This is a genomic window from Methanocaldococcus jannaschii DSM 2661, assembly GCF_000091665.1.
In the GTDB taxonomy this organism is placed as follows: Archaea; AGJL01; Methanococci; order Methanococcales; family Methanocaldococcaceae; genus Methanocaldococcus; species Methanocaldococcus jannaschii.
In genome coordinates, this window is record NC_000909.1 from 643,267 (window position 1) to 658,828 (window position 15,562).

The following is a 15,562-nucleotide window of genomic DNA, read 5'->3' on the forward strand; positions in this document are numbered from 1 at the left end:
ATCCAGACACTAAGCGGATGTGGAAGCCTATGCATGGCCCAAAAAAAGGCACCATTTATTTCTTGGTACGGCGGTCATAGCGGGGGGGCCACACCCGAACCCATCCCGAACTCGGAAGTTAAGCCCCCCAGCGATGCCCCGAGTACTGCCATCTGGCGGGAAAGGGGCGACACCGCCGGCCACTTTTTATTATTTTAGAAAATAACATTTATATATTCAAATCTTAAAGTTAAGCGGGTAAGGGGGCTGGTGACTTTCCCCTCTTTAAGAGGGGAGGAAGTTCCGCCCACCCCATTTATGGGCAGCGTCCCCTGAGAAGGGGCGGGAGATGCAGCAGAAACGACACGGCTCCGGAAGAGATGACGATGATAGTGAAAGTTGAGGACTTCCGGAGAACCGGTGAAACGGGCATCTCCCCTGCCCGGGGTGCAAGCCGGTTTCGGCGCTTAGCCGAATGTCACCGAAATTACAGAAGGCGGGCTATAGCCCCCATACCCGCACTATTTTTTATAGAATTTTCGCAGTTTTATATTAACTTCGTGGAATTTAGATGCTCAAAGGGCATCAATTTTCTCTAAAATTTTATTCCTGCAAAAGTTCTATATTTTTTTAATTATTAATCAATGAACTTAAATTAATAAATATAAATTATTTTATCTAAATTAAAGGTTTTTATATATCAAAAAGTAAAATTAAATTTAAAAAAGAGATTAAAAATTGGGAGAAAATGGATAGTGTTCTAAGTGGTAAGATTGTTCAAATACTTGTGGGGTATTTAAAAGAAAATATCTATTCTGAACAAATGATAAAACTTAGGATGAAGAGAATTTGTAGCTATGAGGAGTTTTTACCAACATACTCTTTAATAGAAAGGATTACTGAAGAAAGTAAAGAGATAGCAATAAAAGTATATGAAAAGAACATTATCGTAGAGATTGTTAAAGATTTTAAAAATAAGGATTTAATAGAACTATTTGAACTTAAAGAAGAGCTATTTGATGAAGCTTTAAGCTATTTAAAAAAATATAATGCAGATAAATTCTTAGAGAGCTACACTTTATACTGCTTTAGTGAGTATTCAGACCCTGACTCATTTATCAAGGAAAATAAGAGTATATTAACAAAACTTCTTAGAAATCAGTATGAAGAAGTTCCAGAGGAATATATAAATGAATTATTAAAAAGCAAAATAAAGTATTCAACAAAAGATTTAATAATTTTGGATTGGGATAATGGAATAATCTTAGATAAAAATGAAGATTTCTGGGAAGAAGTTGATATTATCGAACTTGCCTGTATTAGAGTTTTGAATTTAAGAGTATTTGACAGTATGCTAAGTGAAGCAATACAATATTTCACAAGATTACAGTGGGAAAAACTTGGATATTTTAAGCTAAAAAAACTATCTAAGGATTTATATCTACAAAGAATCAGCTATATATCATATTTTGATAGCATTGAAAATGTCCTTATGTTGTATGGAGACAGATATTATGCTGAGTTGTATGAAAGATTATGTAAAATATTCTACGTCTCAGAATGGATTAAAAGAGTAGAGAAAAAAATGGAAATGATTAGTGATATATACACAATGACAAGGCAACATTTAACTGAGTTTTATGGATTATTGTTGGAAGGAACAATTGTTGCTTTAATACTATTGGAGATAATTTTAGCTTTAGCAAAGATTGTTTAAATAACTCCTGTTTCTTCAGCCAGTTTCCTTGCCTCTTCTCTACTTAACCCATCTCTTAATATAGTCCATCTATTTCTTATTTTATGAGCCATAGTTAATGCCTCAATAATGATATCTTCATCAAATCCAAGTTCTTTGGCAGTTGTTGGAGCATCAACCTTTTTTAAACTCATTTTAATCTTTTCATGTAATCCAGATAACTTTTTATTCTCTTTCTCATGTAGATAGCTCATCATTATTGTTCCTATTCCACACTGTTCTCCATGTAAGGAATTTATATTTAAGTTATACTCCTCTTTTAACTTATCCAAAGCATGAGAGAAGAGATGCTCACTTCCGGAGGCGGGTCTTGAAGAATTTGCTATAGCTATCGCTATACCACTCCCAACTAATGCTTTTACAAGTTTATTATGATACTCTGACAAATCTGAATTTAAAACATAACTTATTAATTCTTTAGCTATTGTTTTTGAAAATATAGCAGAGCTCTCACTGTATTTTTCCCCTTTCTCTTTATAAGCCAATTTCCAATCTAAAACAGCTGTTATATTTGAAACAATATCCCCCATTCCTGCACTTAACAATCTCCTTGGAGATTTTTTTATTATCTCTGTATCAGCAATTATGGCTATTGGGGCATCAACCATAAATGAGGGTTGTCTTATAGAAACAATTGGTGAGGCAATGCCATCATTTGACGCAGTTGTGGGCACACTAATAAATGGAATACCTAATTTATAAGCTAAATATTTACCAGTATCTATTGATCTTCCTCCTCCAATACCAATTACACAATCATAGGCAGTATATTTTTTAAGTTCAATTTCAAGATTGTTTAAAATTTCATCATAATATACAATATCATAGAAAAATCTACAGTATTTTTTTGTATTTTTTCCGGTAATCACTAATGGATTTTTTAAGTTGAGTTTTTTCAAAATTTCCTCTATTTTATTAATTGCTCCATCTTCTATAATTGTATATCTTGGTGTGACTATAATCATCCTACCCCTCTTTTAAAATATAAGCTATTCCTTGTCCAAAACTAATCCCGCCCCATAGGGCTCTGCCTATTGGGATACCCGTTATCCATTAAGTTGGGGCTTTCAGCCCCAATTAATATCCATTTTTTAAGATATAGGCAACACCTTGCCCAAAACTAATTCCCCCATCTCCATTAGGAACTCTTTGATGATAAATAAAATTAAAACCCTCCCTTTTTGCATTATTCATAATTCTTTCAGTTATTATTTTGTTATATGAGACTCCTCCAGTAATGCCTATAGTATTTATTCCAAATTTATTCGATATTTTCTTAGCAATCTCAAATAATCCATCTGCTATATAAATATGGGCAAAATGTGCTATTTTTTCTTTATTTTCGTTATTTAATAGCATCTCATAAGATTTGTAAATAAGTTCTGTAGTATTTAAGATGTTATTTTTTATTTTTGGCTCTATATTAATATCTCCTTTAAACCTATTTGCCACTGGCTCTAATCTTATACTCGGCTCTCCATCGTAAGTTTTTTCAAAGCAAATTCCTAATAAAGCTGAAACAGCATCTAAAACTCTACCAGTGGATGTAGTTATTGGACAGTTAAGTTTTTTCTCAAGTTGGAATTTTAATAATCTAAGTTCTTTTTCTGAGAAGAAATTATATCTTTTTATAAAATCAAATGCCTCCTCACCAATGGCTTTATATAATATAGAAAGTAGCATCCTCAAAGGATACTTAGTTGCTAAGTCCCCTCCTAACTGATACTGTTCCTCCAAATGCCCTACTCTCTCCATCTTGCCATCTTTAAATAACAAAACCTCCCCTCCCCAAATATTCCCATCCAATCCATAACCTACCCCATCCAACGACAAAATTATTGCATCATCGAAATAGTTGTTGTCCCCTAATAAGCTATAAGCATGTGCAAAATGATGCTGAACTCTAAAAATCTCAGCCCCAAATTTTTCTGATAATTCCTCAGCTAATTTTGTTGAATTAAACTGAGGATGCAAGTCACAAACAATAGCATCAATTTTATTTGTGTTTGTTAATCTTAAAATGTTGTTTATCGCATCTCTTAGATAGCAGAATGTCTCATACTTTGAGGTATTTCCTATATACTGGGTTAGATAAAACTTATCTCTCTTTACAATACAAGCGGTTGAGTTTAGCTCAGCCCCAACACATAGGATATTTTTATTATTGTTTATATTAACCTTTACAGGCTCTGGAGCAAATCCCCTTGACCTCCTTAAAAAAACTAATCTATCAGCTACCTTTTTAACAACACTGTCATCACATCTATTCACTATCCTTCTATTATGCAATAAGAAGTAGTCAGCAATACCGTTAAGTTTTTTTAATATCTCATCATTATCCTTAACCATTGGTAATCCTGGCAGATTAGCAGAGGTCATAACATAAGCAATCTCTTTATCAAATAAGAGATAATGCAACCCACTGTATGGAAACATAACTCCAATAGTGTCTAAATTAGAAACATACTTTGAAAAATATTTATCATAATCTTGGCTCTTTTTTAAAACAACTATTGGTCTTCTTAAAGATAACAAAGCATTTTTTTCATCTTCGTCAAATTCAGCAAACAGCTCTGTATATTCTATTTTACTCATTACTGCAAATGGTTGAGTTGGTCTTCCCAATCTCTTCCTTAATTCTAAAACTACATCATCCTCTCCTACTTTACAAGCTAAGTGAGTCCCTCCAATTCCTTTTATAGCTAATATATGACCCTCTTCCAATAATTTAACTGTTTCTCTAATTGCTTCATCTTTTTCAGCTATAATCTCTTTTCCATCACTCAAAAATACCTTAGGACCGCAAATTGGGCAACAAGTGGCTTGAGCATGAAATCTCCTATCTAAAGGATTTTTATATTCCTCCAAGCACTTTTCACATAAAGGAAAATCTCTCATTGATGTATTTTCTCTATCATAGGGAAGTTTTTCAACTATTGTAAATCTCGGCCCACAATTTGTGCATGCAATAAATGGGTATCTGTATCTCCTATCATTTTTATCAAGCATTTCTTTTAAGCAGTCGTCACATATTGCTACATCAGCTGGTATAGTGCCTTCTTCCTCATCTTTAGCGTTTTCACTCTTTATAATATAGAAGTCATCAAATTCTTCAATTCCTTTAATTTCCTCAATATCCAATTTATCAATTCTTGACAATGGCGGTTTCTTATTTTTTAAATCATTGATAAAATTTCTTATATCCTCTTTTTTTCCTTCAATAAGAATTTCCACATAATTCCCCATGTTTTTTACATAGCCCTTTAAATTATTTTTTTTAGCTATTCTATAAACAAAAGGTCTAAACCCTACACCTTGAACTATACCTTTAACTTTAATTCTTACCTTCATTTTAACACCAAAAAATAATATCTCCATTTAATTTTAAATTTGATTATTATTTAATTTTTTAATATGTAGTTTTGAAAATCTAATTGATATTATTAAAATTTTTAATATACATATTAAATTTTATGATAAAGTTTATATAAAACAAATTCAAACATAATTAAACGTAAAAAATTTTGGTGGAGAGTATGATTGACAGAGTTTTATTAGAGCTAAATAGAACCGATGGAGTTAAAGGTTCAATGGTTGTTGGGAAGGATGGGTTAGTTATAGCCTCTCAATTGCCAGGAAATGTAGATGCTGAATTAGTTGGGGCTATGGCTTCAGCAGCATTTGGGGCTGCTGAGAGAACCTCTTCCGAGATTGGGTTAAGTGGTTTAGAACAAACAATGATTGAAGGAGAGCATGGGAAAACATTAATGGTCGATGCAGGAGAGGGAATTTTAGTAGTCTTAACTGACGCAAAAGTTAATTTGGGTTTAATTAGAATAACAATGAAAAGAGCGGCAGATAAGATAAAAGCAATGTTTTAAATAAATTCTAATCCTTCAAAATTTACAATGAGGGATTTGGAATGAAAATATCAATATATGGAGCTGGGAATCAGAGGCTTTATTTAGAACAGTTGAAAGTTCCAGAAAAGTTTGGTGGGGAGCCACCTTATGGAGGAGCTGGAATGGCTATTGAATTTGCTAAGGCAGGACATGATGTTGTTTTATCTGAACCAAATAGGGATGTTATGAGTGATGATTTATGGAAGAAGGTTGAGGATGCTGGAGTTAAGGTTGTTAGTGATGATATCGAAGCTGCAAAGCATGGGGAAATTCATGTTTTATTTACACCATTCGGAAGAATAACATTAAACATTGCAAATACAATTATTGAACATGTTCCAGAGAATGCAATTATTTGTAACACTTGTACTATCCCAACTCCTGTTTTGTATAGGTCGTTGGAGGGAATTTTAAGATTAAAGAGGAGAGATGTTGGTATTAGCTCAATGCACCCAACAGGAGTTCCTGGAACTCCTTCTCAAAAATATTACACAATTGCAGGAAAAGCTTTGGAAGGAAAAGAGTATGCAACAGAAGATCAGATAAATAAATTAGTTGAATTGGTAAAAAGCGTTGGAAAGATTCCTTATGTAACTCCTGCAGATGTTGTTCCTGCAGTTGCGGATATGGGGGCTTTAGTCACTGCAGTTGCCTTAGTTGGAGTTTTGGATTATTATAGGGTTGGAACGCAGATTATCAACGCTCCAAAGGATATGATAGAAAAGCAAATATTGATATCTTTACAAACAATTGCTTCAATTATTGAAACTTCTGGAATGGAGGGATTAATGAAAGTATTTAACAAAGACGCTTTACTTTCATCTGCAAAGAACATGTTAATTGATGAAAGACAGGAGGATTTAAATTTAGCTTTAAAGATTATTGAAGAGTTTGATAAATCAACTATTGGAGAGAAAGATATCAGCCAGACCTATTTAGTAGCTCCACAGGCGCTAATAAAAGAGGCAGTATCATTAATTGGAAAGAGTGCTGTTGAGGGGATGATTAGAAGAAGTTCAAATAAATTATTCAAATAATCATAATAAAGTAATACTTATACTGAATATTCGAAATTATTATTTTGGAATTTTACAATATAGGTGATATTATGGCATTAAAATTCACCATTGAAGAGTTATCAAATCAAAAAAGAGATACATTAGGAAGAAATATTGACGTAACTGTTTTTAGATTAATAAGATTTATGGATTTGGAAAGATATTTAGGAAGAGGGGCTCATGGAGTTATTTACGAATGTGGAAGAGAGCTTGGACTGGCATTAAATCCAAAAACTGTTGAAGATGTAGTTAAGTTTTGTGAGGAATATAAAATTGGAAAGGTGGAGATAGTTAATAAAGAGCCATTGTAAATTAGGGTTTATGAATGTATCTCTTGTTCTGGACTTCCTGAGGTTGGAGAGACATTATGTTGGTTTGAAGGAGGCTTTATTGCTGGATGCTTAGAAAAAATATTAAACAAGAGAGTTAGAGTGAAAGAAACTCACTGTGCAGGTTTGGGGCATGATTTCTGTCAGTTTGAGGTAAAAGTCCTTTAATGATATTTTTTCATCTCATTTATTATATATTCTAAAGCTTCAAAACCCTCTTTTCTATGTCTTGCAAAAACGGCTATTGAAGCAATCCTCTCCCCAATACTTAAAAATCCAGTGTTGTGGTAAAATAAGATATCAATAACATCAAACTTATTTTTTGCCTCCTCAATAACTAACTTCAACTTTTCTAAGATGTCTTCATCTATCTTCATTCCTTTTGATGGAACTTTTTCTCCATCTTTTAAATCATACTCCCTAACAAATCCATTGAAAGTTACAATACATCCAAATTTCCCTTTGTATTTTTCAATACATTCATCCATCTTTTTGCAAAACTCTTCATACTCGTTAAAAATCATTTTCTCACCTAAAAATGTTTTATAATATTAAATATCCCAAAACTAAGCTTAGTAATACAACTAATAACATATTATATTTTTTATACAACAATAGAAATGATACAATAAATATTATTAATGCCTGTATTGACCAATCAACTAAGAGTGCAAATCTTATAGTTACTGCTACCAGCAAGCCAACGAATGATACTAATATCATATGTAAAATATTCTTGAAAATGGTATTATGTTTTAAACTGTCAAATATTGGAATTGAAGATAACAATATTATGAACGAAGGTGTAAAAACGCTTATAGTAGAAATAATACTTCCAATAAAACCTCCAACAATATATCCTACAAATGTGGCAGTTATTACTATGGGTCCTGGCGTTATTTGCCCTAATGCAATTCCATCCATAAAGGTTTTAGCATCCATTAGATTGTATTTATCTACAACCTCATGCAACATAAAGGGAACTGACCCATATCCCCCACCAAAAGCAAAAACATCAACTTTCATCATAAGTGTTGAAAGTAGGAATAATTTTGAATCAATCATATAAAGAATTAAATTAAATAAAAACACTCCAAATAACAGATAAGCCACATATTTATATATTCTTAACTTTTCTCTTGGTATATCTATCTTTAATGAAAGTTTTGTAATATCACGCCTATACATTAAAAATCCAATAAATATCGATACAAAGATAACAATAAACGGACTAAATTTTAAAATAAATAATAATGCCGATATTAAAAGTAAAAAAACATCCCCGATAGTTCTAATATTTTTTTTACTAAAGTTTAGTGTTCCATTAGCAGCTAATGATACCACAATAATTCTTAAAGCCTCAAAAATTGAAACAGTTTTTGGCAAAGATTTAACATGCATATATATAATTGTTAAAAATAACATGATTAAAAACGCAGGCAATGCATAAGCCATAAAAGCAGCAAAAGCTCCTACAATCCCTCTAAGATAAAACCCAACATAAGCCGCTACTTGCATCACAGAAGCTCCAGGAATTATTTGAGCTAAAGCAACTCCATTATTAAAACTTTTTTCATCCATCCATTTTTTCTCATCTACTACCATTTCTCTGACATAGGCAATTGCTGTTGGTCCCCCAAATGCTACCATCCCAAGTTTTAAAAAAGACATAAAAATATTTAAAGCAGAAGGATTATTCCTTTTTTCCATTTTATCCCTTTTATTAGTTTTATTCATTGGATGCATCATCATCGCTTCGCTCGATGATGCCTCTTAGTTATTCATCAACATAATAATACTCTCCTTTTTCCTTCTGCATAATATCTCTTTGACTTCCTTCTTTATTAGCTCTTGGCCTTCCTGTCTCTGGGTCTCTTCTAAATGTAATTTGCATTTCTTTTAAGAATTTGTTAGCTCCATCTCTCTTATTCATTGGACTACTACCAACTCCAAACTTCCCTGGCTCTCCACTGAATACAATAAATCTATCTGAAATGTAGTCTTGGAATAGTATGTCGTGGTCAACAACAAACATTCCAGCCTCTTTTTCATCTGCAATTCTTCTTATTACTTTTGAAACTCTCAATCTCTGCTCAACATCTAAAAATGCAGATGGCTCATCCAATAAATAGATATCAGCGTCTCTACTTAAGCAGGCAGCAATAGCAACCCTCTGCAACTCTCCACCTGACAACTCTCTAACTTCCCTATCCAATAGCTTCTCTAACTGTAAAGGATTAATTATCTCTGATTTGTAGTAGGAAGTGTGTATATTGGTTATTGAACTCAATAAATCTTCAACTGTTCCATCATAATCTGGAGTAATATATTGAGGTTTGTATGAAACTTTTATATCTCCTTCTTTGATAACCTCTCCTTCATCTGGCTTAATTACTCCAGCCAATAACTTAACAAATGTTGTTTTTCCAATACCATTAGGCCCTAAAATACCAATAACCTCTCCTTTGTAAATAGTTCCTCCACTAACCTCTAATTTAAAATCTCCCAAAGTCTTTTTCATTGAGGAATAGCTCAACAAAATTGGCCTATTTTTAAAGTCAATAACTGCCCTCTTCTCAAATATAATTGGCTCTTTTCTAAATCTTATATTCTCTTCCCTCAACTCCCCATAGAGATATTCATTAATTCCCACTCTAACACTCTTTGGCATTGAGACAATACCATAAGCTGATGGAACCCCATACATAATATGGATATAATCAGATAAGTAATCCAAAACAATTAAATCGTGTTCAACTACAACAACTTTATTTAATTCTCTAATTAATCTTGCGGCATTAAACCTCTGCCTAATATCTAACCATGAAGATGGTTCGTCAAAGAAGTATATATCTCCATTTCTTAAATATGCTGCAGCAATAGCTACTCTCTGCAGCTCTCCTCCAGATAACTGGCTTAACTCTCTATCTAAGATATTCTTTAGCTCTAACTTCTCAACAACCTCATCAAATTTGCCCTTTTCATCAACTTTCTTTAATAAATCTCCAACCTTTCCTTTAACAACCTTTGGTAGTATATCAACATACTGAACTTTATGGATAGCCTTTACTCCTTTATTTTTTAATTTTTCAAAGTATTCTTGCAGTTCAGTCCCTCTAAAGTATTTTATAACATCGTCATAGTTTGGCTCTTTATCATGTTTTCCTAAATTAGGAATTAACTCTCCAGCTAAAATTCTTAAGACAGTGGATTTACCAATCCCATTCTGCCCAATAATCCCTACAACCCCATCTCTTGGGATAACCAAACCAAATAACTTAAATCTATTCTGCCCATAGGAATGAACTATCTTATCCTCACTCAGCTCTTCAGGCAATCCAATAATTGATATTGCCTTAAATGGACATCTCTTAACACATATTCCACAGCCAGAACATAAAACTTCTGATATTACTGGCTTTCCTGTGTTTTCATCAATCTCTATTGTCTTTTCTCCCATTCTAACTCCTGGACAGTATTTCATACATTCCATAGAACATTTCTTTGGCTGACATCTATCATAATCAATGATGGCCAATCTCATAAAATCACCTCCTAATAAATAAAAACCTAATTTCATTTTAAATTTTTAAAATAAAAGAATAGAAAAGCTTTCTAAAGAAAAATAGATTAATTTATTCTTCTCTTACTCTTTTAGCTACTTCTTCAGCCATTTCAAATGTATTTAAATTACCTCCTAAGTCAGGTGTTGTTAAACCTAAAGCTAAAACTTCCTCCAATGCTTTTTCAACTTTATCTGCAGCTTCATACTCTCCTAAGTATCTAAGCATTAAAACAGCACTTAATATTGTAGCTGTTGGATTAGCTATCTTTTTTCCAGCAATATCTGGAGCTGAACCATGAACCGGCTCAAATAATCCATGTTCATCTCCTATATTCGCTGAAGGAGCTAAACCTAATCCCCCAACAGTTCCAGCAGCTCCATCTGATAAAATATCTCCAAATAAGTTGGAAGTAACTACAACATCAAATACTTGCGGTTTTGTTATGATATACATATTCATTGCATCTATGTAATAATCTTCTGCTTTTATATCGTCATATTCCTCTGCAACTTTATAAAATATCTTTTTAAATAACCCATCAGTTAATTTTAAGACATTTGCTTTGTGAGCACATGTAACCTTTCCTTCTTTGCCCATCTTCTTTCTTTCCCTTGCTAAGTTAAAAGCAAATCTAAATATTCTCTCACATGCTTTTTCTGTTATAACTCTTGTAGCTATTGTAATTCCTTCATCAATCTCTGCCTCTATTCCTTTATAAAGCCCTTCAGTGTTTTCCCTAACTATAACGTAATCAATATCTGGCCTTAGGCACTTAACTCCTTTGTATGCTTTAACTGGTCTAATGTTTGCATAAGTATCCAATATATGCCTCAATTTAACAATAACATCTGCCGCTGTTTCTCCAGCCGCTCCAAATAAAACAGCATCACAGTCTAAGGCAGTTTCAATTGTTTCTTCTGGTAATGCCTTACCAGTTCTTTTATAAACCTCATCCCCTGCCTCAGCATAGACAAACTCAAATGGCAAACCAGTAGCTTCTAAAACTTGAATTGTTGCTGGAACAACCTCTTTACCAATTCCATCTCCTTCTATAACACATATTTTATGCATACTTATCACCAAAAAGATTAATTATAGCAATATTAATAAAAATACTTTCACATAAAAATGTTTTGTTGGTGACTTAAACCATATCAAAAATGATTAAAATACTCAACAAAAAACAACACAAAATATAAATACTTATAATGCATTACTTCCCTTAAAAGTTTTATTTTTAATTTTAAAATCATTTTGGTGATTAAATGAGCCAAGAGAATTGGATAGATTTAGAGAAAAAATACCATCTCCAAATCTACGGAAGATTACCAGTTGTTTTAGTTGAAGGTAAAGGAATGGAAGTTTATGATATTGATGGAAAGAAATATCTTGATTTCTTAGCTGGAATTGGAGTTAATAATGTAGGGCATTGTCATCCAAAGGTTGTTGAAGCAATAAAAAAACAGGCTGAAACTTTAATCCATACCTCCAACATATATTACACAATCCCTCAAATAAAATTAGCTAAAAAGTTAGTTGAGCTAAGTGGTTTGGATAGAGCATTTTTCTGCAACAGTGGAGCTGAAGCTAACGAAGGAGCTATAAAGTTTGCAAGGAAGTATGTATCAAAAGTATTAGGAAGAGAAGGAGGAGAAATAATCAGCATGTATAACGCATTTCATGGTAGAACTTTAACAACACTGGCAGCAACACCAAAACCAAAGTATCAGGATGGGTTTTATCCTCTACCTCCTGGATTTAAGTATGTTCCATTCAACGATATAGAGGCGTTAAAGGAGGCTATAACAGACAAAACCGCTGCTATAATGATTGAGCCTGTTCAGGGAGAAGGAGGAATTCATGTAGCTGATAAAGATTATTTAAAGGCCGTTAGGGATTTATGTGATGATAAAAATATCGTCTTAATCTTTGATGAAGTGCAGTGTGGAATGGGGAGAACTGGAAGGATGTTTGCCTTTGAGCATTATGGTGTTGAGCCAGATATTTTAACATTGGCAAAAGCCCTTGGAGGGGGGGTCCCAATAGGAGCTGTTGTTTTAAAGGAAGAGATTGCAAAGGCATTGAGTTATGGAGACCATGGAACAACGTTTGGAGGAAATCCATTGGCTTGCTCTGCCGCTTTGGCGTCAGTTGAAGTTATAGAGGAATTGATTAAAGATGATAAAGTTATAGAGAAAGGTAAATATTTCATTCGAAAACTCGAAAACCTTATAGAGAAATACAACTTCATAAAAGAGGTTAGGGGATTAGGATTAATGATTGGAGCAGAGCTTGAATTTAATGGAGCTGATATTGTTAAGAAAATGCTTGAGAAAGGATTTTTAATCAACTGTACTTCTGACACAGTTTTAAGATTTTTACCTCCATTAATTGTAGAGAAAGAGCATATAGATGCTTTAATTAATGCATTGGATGAAGTATTTACTGAGATAAAAAAATAATTACTTTTTATTTTTATTTTCATCTTTCTTTTTTGGTTTAACCACTTTAATTAATATTGCATTTGTAGGGCATCTACCAGCACAAAACTTACAGTTGTGGCAGTATTCTACATCATAGGCATAGTATTTTCCGTTTTCATCTTTTGTCCATATTAACGGCCCTTTTGGACATACATCATAACATCTTCCACATCCAATGCATTTCTCCCTATCTACAATTATCTCAACCGCCATTTTCTTCCTCCAAAATTTTTATATATTTCAACTAAATACATATAGTTCATTGCAAAATGATTAAAATTAAATATGAAAATTGAACGCCTTCTTATAGAAGGCGTTCATTATAATTCCTTTTTATACCTTATATTTTGCAATGAACTATAATTGTTAGGTTATATTAATATTATTAATCATCCGAAATTCGGTGATATTATGGACGAAAAAGACCTAAAAATTATCGAAATTCTTATGAGAGATGGAAGAAAATCATACACAGATATAGCAAGGGAGTTAGGAACAAGTGAAAGCTCCATAAGAAAGAGGGTCAAAAAATTGGAAGAGGAAGGAGTTATTAAGGGCTATACTGCAATAATAGATCCATCAAAGATTGGTTATAATGTCGTTGCCTTAACAGGATTTGATACAGAGCCTGATAAATTTTTAAATGTTGCAAAGGAACTCTGTAAGTTTCCAGAAGTTAAGAAGGTATTTACATCAACAGGAGACCACATGATTATGACAGAAATCTGGGCTAAAGATGGAAAAGAGTTCTCTGACTTAATATTTAACAAAATTGGAAAGATTGAAGGAATAAAAAAGATTTGCCCAGCAATTATTTTAGAGCAAATGAAATAAACTTATTGTTTTTATTTTAAAACTTTTCCTGTCCTTAAATACCAGATATACAAATCCAATTCAGAGAGTTTTAAATTAACCTCTTCTCCAATGTCTCTCAATATATTTTCAATCTCTAAGTATTTTCTCCTACTCAATGTCTTTGGAATCTCATCAATGTAGTTGTTTTCATAGAGTTCCCTCAATATATGCCTATCTATTATAGCAACATCATCATAACCAACATTCCTCAAAAAGTGGCTCGCCTCTTTATATCCAATCCCCTTTATGTTTCTTACTAAAAACTCTCTTGCTACTTTCTCGTTTTCAAAACTCTCAACAATATCTTTAATGTTTTTAAATCTCCTTGCTAAAACAATATACTCTGCTCTCTTTCTATAGAATCTGTGACCTAAATTTTTTAATTTCTCTTCTAACTCTTCTCTTGGGAGTGTTAAAAACCCATCTCCTATTTCTTTCTGAATTCTTATTCCTCCTTCAGCTGTAAAATTAGCTGTTAAGATGCAAAAACACAGCTCTTTAAACCACTCCTCATTAGATTTATTTTTAAAAGATTTAAATTCCTGGATTCTTTTGTCAATAATATCTTTAATTTCTGAGTTTTTTAATTCTTCAATCTTTTTAATTAGCATCATATCACCACTAAAGTTATAAAAAACAGAAAAATTTTATTAAAAACTAAATTCATATCTCTTACGGTTAGATTTCAAAAATAAAAAAGCATTATATTTTAAAACAGAGCTGGACACACAGCAAAGTATGCAGAGCATTTGTTAATCTCTTCGTTTTTCTTCTTAATGTTTTCCAATTTTTCAATTGCTTTAATATCAACTGTTTCTTTAACTTCAATTAATCCCTTCTCAGCCATCTCATTTATTATGTCCTCAACCATCTTGTTTCTAACAATTACTGTGTTCCAGCCATCTTCACTTCCAACACTTCCAACTGATACATCTGCGTATTTAGCTGAGAAGTCAGTGCAAACCCTACATCCTAAGTTGCAGAGTTTTTCAATCTCTTTTATTGGAATTTCATAAACAACTTTTTCAGTTCCAGCAAAGCCTTTTTTCTTCAGTGTTTCAACGACAAATTTTCCTTTTGTAATGTTCATTTTAGCTACTTCATCAATATTAACTCCAAATCTCTCCTTTATAATGCTTTTTATTGTATCATAGTAGAAGTTTTTAGTGCAGAATAAACCAACCTTTAAAGTTAAATCAAACTGCAATCCTCCCAATATATGGCAAGGCAAACCAACCAATCCAACTTTATCATAGTTTTCTGTTGCATACTCCAACAACTTGTTGTTTGGTGATATTGAGTATTTGCTTTTTGTTGATTTTAGTAATTCAGTTGGTGTAGTAGCTAAGTAAGCTACTGGCTTCCAATTCTTATCTCCAACAACCACTACTGCATCCAATATACCATTTTCTAAGCAGTAACTTAACAATGTTGTTGTAAATCCACCATCTTGGGCATCAATATTTAGTTTTGATTTTGCTGAAAGATATTTCATTATACATCACCTCAAACTTTTAAATTATGCAAAAATTAATTATAAAGCTTCTTTTACCCTTATACAGTTGAAGAAGCAAGTTCCTACACCATAGGAGGATACCTCCTATTGGGATACCACGGATGCATTGCCTCGCTAC

At 32.6% G+C, this 15,562-nt stretch carries 16 protein-coding genes, 1 rRNA gene and 1 other RNA gene; 9 read left to right on the forward strand and 9 right to left on the reverse strand.

What is annotated here, in order from left to right; all coding sequences use genetic code 11:
• Positions 1-66: 66 nt before the first annotated feature.
• The 3 genes from rrf (at position 67) to MJ_RS03800 (ending at position 1,696) form a co-directional block, all read left to right on the forward strand.
• A 5S ribosomal RNA gene (rrf, locus tag MJ_RS03790) occupies positions 67-181 on the forward strand.
• 56 nt (positions 182-237) lie between these two features.
• An RNA gene (rnpB, locus tag MJ_RS03795) (RNase P RNA component) lies at positions 238-495 on the forward strand.
• 232 nt (positions 496-727) lie between these two features.
• Positions 728-1,696, forward strand: a complete 969-nt coding sequence (locus tag MJ_RS03800) for a hypothetical protein (protein WP_010870217.1) — start codon at positions 728-730, stop codon at positions 1,694-1,696.
• Here the strand turns inward: MJ_RS03800 and MJ_RS03805 are convergent.
• Both MJ_RS03805 and hypF read right to left on the reverse strand, forming a co-directional pair.
• Positions 1,693-2,697: an iron-containing alcohol dehydrogenase gene (locus MJ_RS03805; protein WP_209320041.1), complete on the reverse strand. Its 1,005-nt coding sequence runs from the start codon at positions 2,695-2,697 to the stop codon at positions 1,693-1,695. The two genes, MJ_RS03800 and MJ_RS03805, sit on opposite strands and share 4 nt — an antisense overlap.
• A gap of 115 nt (positions 2,698-2,812) precedes the next feature.
• A complete protein-coding gene (gene hypF / locus MJ_RS03810) occupies positions 2,813-5,086 on the reverse strand; it encodes a carbamoyltransferase HypF (RefSeq protein WP_064496588.1) in 2,274 nt (757 codons plus the stop codon).
• 185 nt (positions 5,087-5,271) lie between these two features.
• On the opposite strand from hypF, the gene MJ_RS03815 reads away from it, so the two are divergent.
• The 4 genes from MJ_RS03815 to MJ_RS09700 all read left to right on the forward strand — a co-directional run bounded on the left by MJ_RS03815 (position 5,272) and on the right by MJ_RS09700 (position 7,192).
• Entirely contained in the window at positions 5,272-5,616 is a 345-nt protein-coding gene (locus MJ_RS03815; protein WP_064496590.1) for a roadblock/LC7 domain-containing protein, read from the forward strand.
• 41 nt (positions 5,617-5,657) lie between these two features.
• Positions 5,658-6,674: a H(2)-dependent methylenetetrahydromethanopterin dehydrogenase-related protein gene (locus MJ_RS03820; protein ID WP_010870221.1), complete on the forward strand. Its 1,017-nt coding sequence runs from the start codon at positions 5,658-5,660 to the stop codon at positions 6,672-6,674.
• A gap of 71 nt (positions 6,675-6,745) precedes the next feature.
• A complete protein-coding gene (locus MJ_RS09695) occupies positions 6,746-7,006 on the forward strand; it encodes a hypothetical protein (RefSeq protein WP_244409492.1) in 261 nt (86 codons plus the stop codon).
• Entirely contained in the window at positions 7,007-7,192 is a 186-nt protein-coding gene (locus MJ_RS09700) for a V4R domain-containing protein (RefSeq protein WP_280109659.1), read from the forward strand.
• Here the strand turns inward: MJ_RS09700 and MJ_RS03830 are convergent.
• The 4 genes from MJ_RS03830 to leuB form a co-directional block, all read right to left on the reverse strand.
• Positions 7,189-7,548 (reverse strand): molybdenum cofactor biosynthesis protein MoaE, encoded by a 360-nt coding sequence (locus MJ_RS03830; RefSeq protein ID WP_010870222.1) that lies wholly within the window; start codon positions 7,546-7,548, stop codon positions 7,189-7,191. The genes MJ_RS09700 and MJ_RS03830 overlap by 4 nt on opposite strands.
• Positions 7,549-7,567: 19 nt before the next feature.
• On the reverse strand, positions 7,568-8,734 hold the full coding sequence (locus MJ_RS03835) for a chromate transporter (protein WP_244409494.1): 1,167 nt from the start codon (positions 8,732-8,734) through the stop codon (positions 7,568-7,570).
• 67 nt (positions 8,735-8,801) lie between these two features.
• Complete coding sequence (locus tag MJ_RS03840; protein ID WP_064496592.1) at positions 8,802-10,568, reverse strand: ribosome biogenesis/translation initiation ATPase RLI; 1,767 nt, start codon at positions 10,566-10,568, stop codon at positions 8,802-8,804.
• A gap of 91 nt (positions 10,569-10,659) precedes the next feature.
• Complete coding sequence (leuB, locus tag MJ_RS03845; protein ID WP_010870225.1) at positions 10,660-11,661, reverse strand: bifunctional 3-isopropylmalate/3-methylmalate dehydrogenase; 1,002 nt, start codon at positions 11,659-11,661, stop codon at positions 10,660-10,662.
• A gap of 194 nt (positions 11,662-11,855) precedes the next feature.
• On the opposite strand from leuB, the gene MJ_RS03850 reads away from it, so the two are divergent.
• Positions 11,856-13,052, forward strand: coding sequence for an acetylornithine transaminase (locus MJ_RS03850; protein WP_010870226.1), 1,197 nt, complete (start codon positions 11,856-11,858; stop codon positions 13,050-13,052).
• Here the strand turns inward: MJ_RS03850 and MJ_RS03855 are convergent, their stop codons facing one another.
• On the reverse strand, positions 13,053-13,286 hold the full coding sequence (locus MJ_RS03855) for an ATP-binding protein (RefSeq protein WP_010870227.1): 234 nt from the start codon (positions 13,284-13,286) through the stop codon (positions 13,053-13,055).
• 198 nt (positions 13,287-13,484) lie between these two features.
• On the opposite strand from MJ_RS03855, the gene ptr2 reads away from it, so the two are divergent.
• Positions 13,485-13,907: an HTH-type transcriptional regulator Ptr2 gene (gene ptr2, locus MJ_RS03860; RefSeq protein WP_064496594.1), complete on the forward strand. Its 423-nt coding sequence runs from the start codon at positions 13,485-13,487 to the stop codon at positions 13,905-13,907.
• Between the two features lie 11 nt (positions 13,908-13,918).
• Here ptr2 and MJ_RS03865 read toward each other — a convergent pair whose 3' ends face one another.
• Complete coding sequence (locus MJ_RS03865) at positions 13,919-14,539, reverse strand: N-glycosylase/DNA lyase (protein WP_064496597.1); 621 nt, start codon at positions 14,537-14,539, stop codon at positions 13,919-13,921.
• Positions 14,540-14,637: 98 nt separating this feature from the next.
• On the reverse strand, positions 14,638-15,423 hold the full coding sequence (locus MJ_RS03870; protein ID WP_010870230.1) for a Coenzyme F420 hydrogenase/dehydrogenase, beta subunit C-terminal domain: 786 nt from the start codon (positions 15,421-15,423) through the stop codon (positions 14,638-14,640).
• Positions 15,424-15,562 lie beyond the last annotated feature (139 nt).

Bases quoted from the DNA above. Each gene is read 5' to 3' on its own strand.
- MJ_RS03815 (WP_064496590.1), top strand. From the start codon at position 5,272: ATGATTGACAGAGTTTTATTAGAGCTAAATAGAACCGATGGAGTTAAA.
- MJ_RS03850 (WP_010870226.1), top strand. From the start codon at position 11,856: ATGAGCCAAGAGAATTGGATAGATTTAGAGAAAAAATACCATCTCCAA.
- MJ_RS03865 (WP_064496597.1), bottom strand. From the start codon at position 14,539: ATGCTAATTAAAAAGATTGAAGAATTAAAAAACTCAGAAATTAAAGAT.
- MJ_RS03855 (WP_010870227.1), bottom strand. From the start codon at position 13,286: ATGGCGGTTGAGATAATTGTAGATAGGGAGAAATGCATTGGATGTGGA.
- hypF (WP_064496588.1), bottom strand. From the start codon at position 5,086: ATGAAGGTAAGAATTAAAGTTAAAGGTATAGTTCAAGGTGTAGGGTTT.
- MJ_RS03870 (WP_010870230.1), bottom strand. From the start codon at position 15,423: ATGAAATATCTTTCAGCAAAATCAAAACTAAATATTGATGCCCAAGAT.
- leuB (WP_010870225.1), bottom strand. From the start codon at position 11,661: ATGCATAAAATATGTGTTATAGAAGGAGATGGAATTGGTAAAGAGGTT.
- MJ_RS09695 (WP_244409492.1), top strand. From the start codon at position 6,746: ATGGCATTAAAATTCACCATTGAAGAGTTATCAAATCAAAAAAGAGAT.
- MJ_RS03830 (WP_010870222.1), bottom strand. From the start codon at position 7,548: ATGATTTTTAACGAGTATGAAGAGTTTTGCAAAAAGATGGATGAATGT.
- ptr2 (WP_064496594.1), top strand. From the start codon at position 13,485: ATGGACGAAAAAGACCTAAAAATTATCGAAATTCTTATGAGAGATGGA.
- MJ_RS03820 (WP_010870221.1), top strand. From the start codon at position 5,658: ATGAAAATATCAATATATGGAGCTGGGAATCAGAGGCTTTATTTAGAA.
- MJ_RS03800 (WP_010870217.1), top strand. From the start codon at position 728: ATGGATAGTGTTCTAAGTGGTAAGATTGTTCAAATACTTGTGGGGTAT.
- MJ_RS03835 (WP_244409494.1), bottom strand. From the start codon at position 8,734: ATGGAAAAAAGGAATAATCCTTCTGCTTTAAATATTTTTATGTCTTTT.
- MJ_RS03840 (WP_064496592.1), bottom strand. From the start codon at position 10,568: ATGAGATTGGCCATCATTGATTATGATAGATGTCAGCCAAAGAAATGT.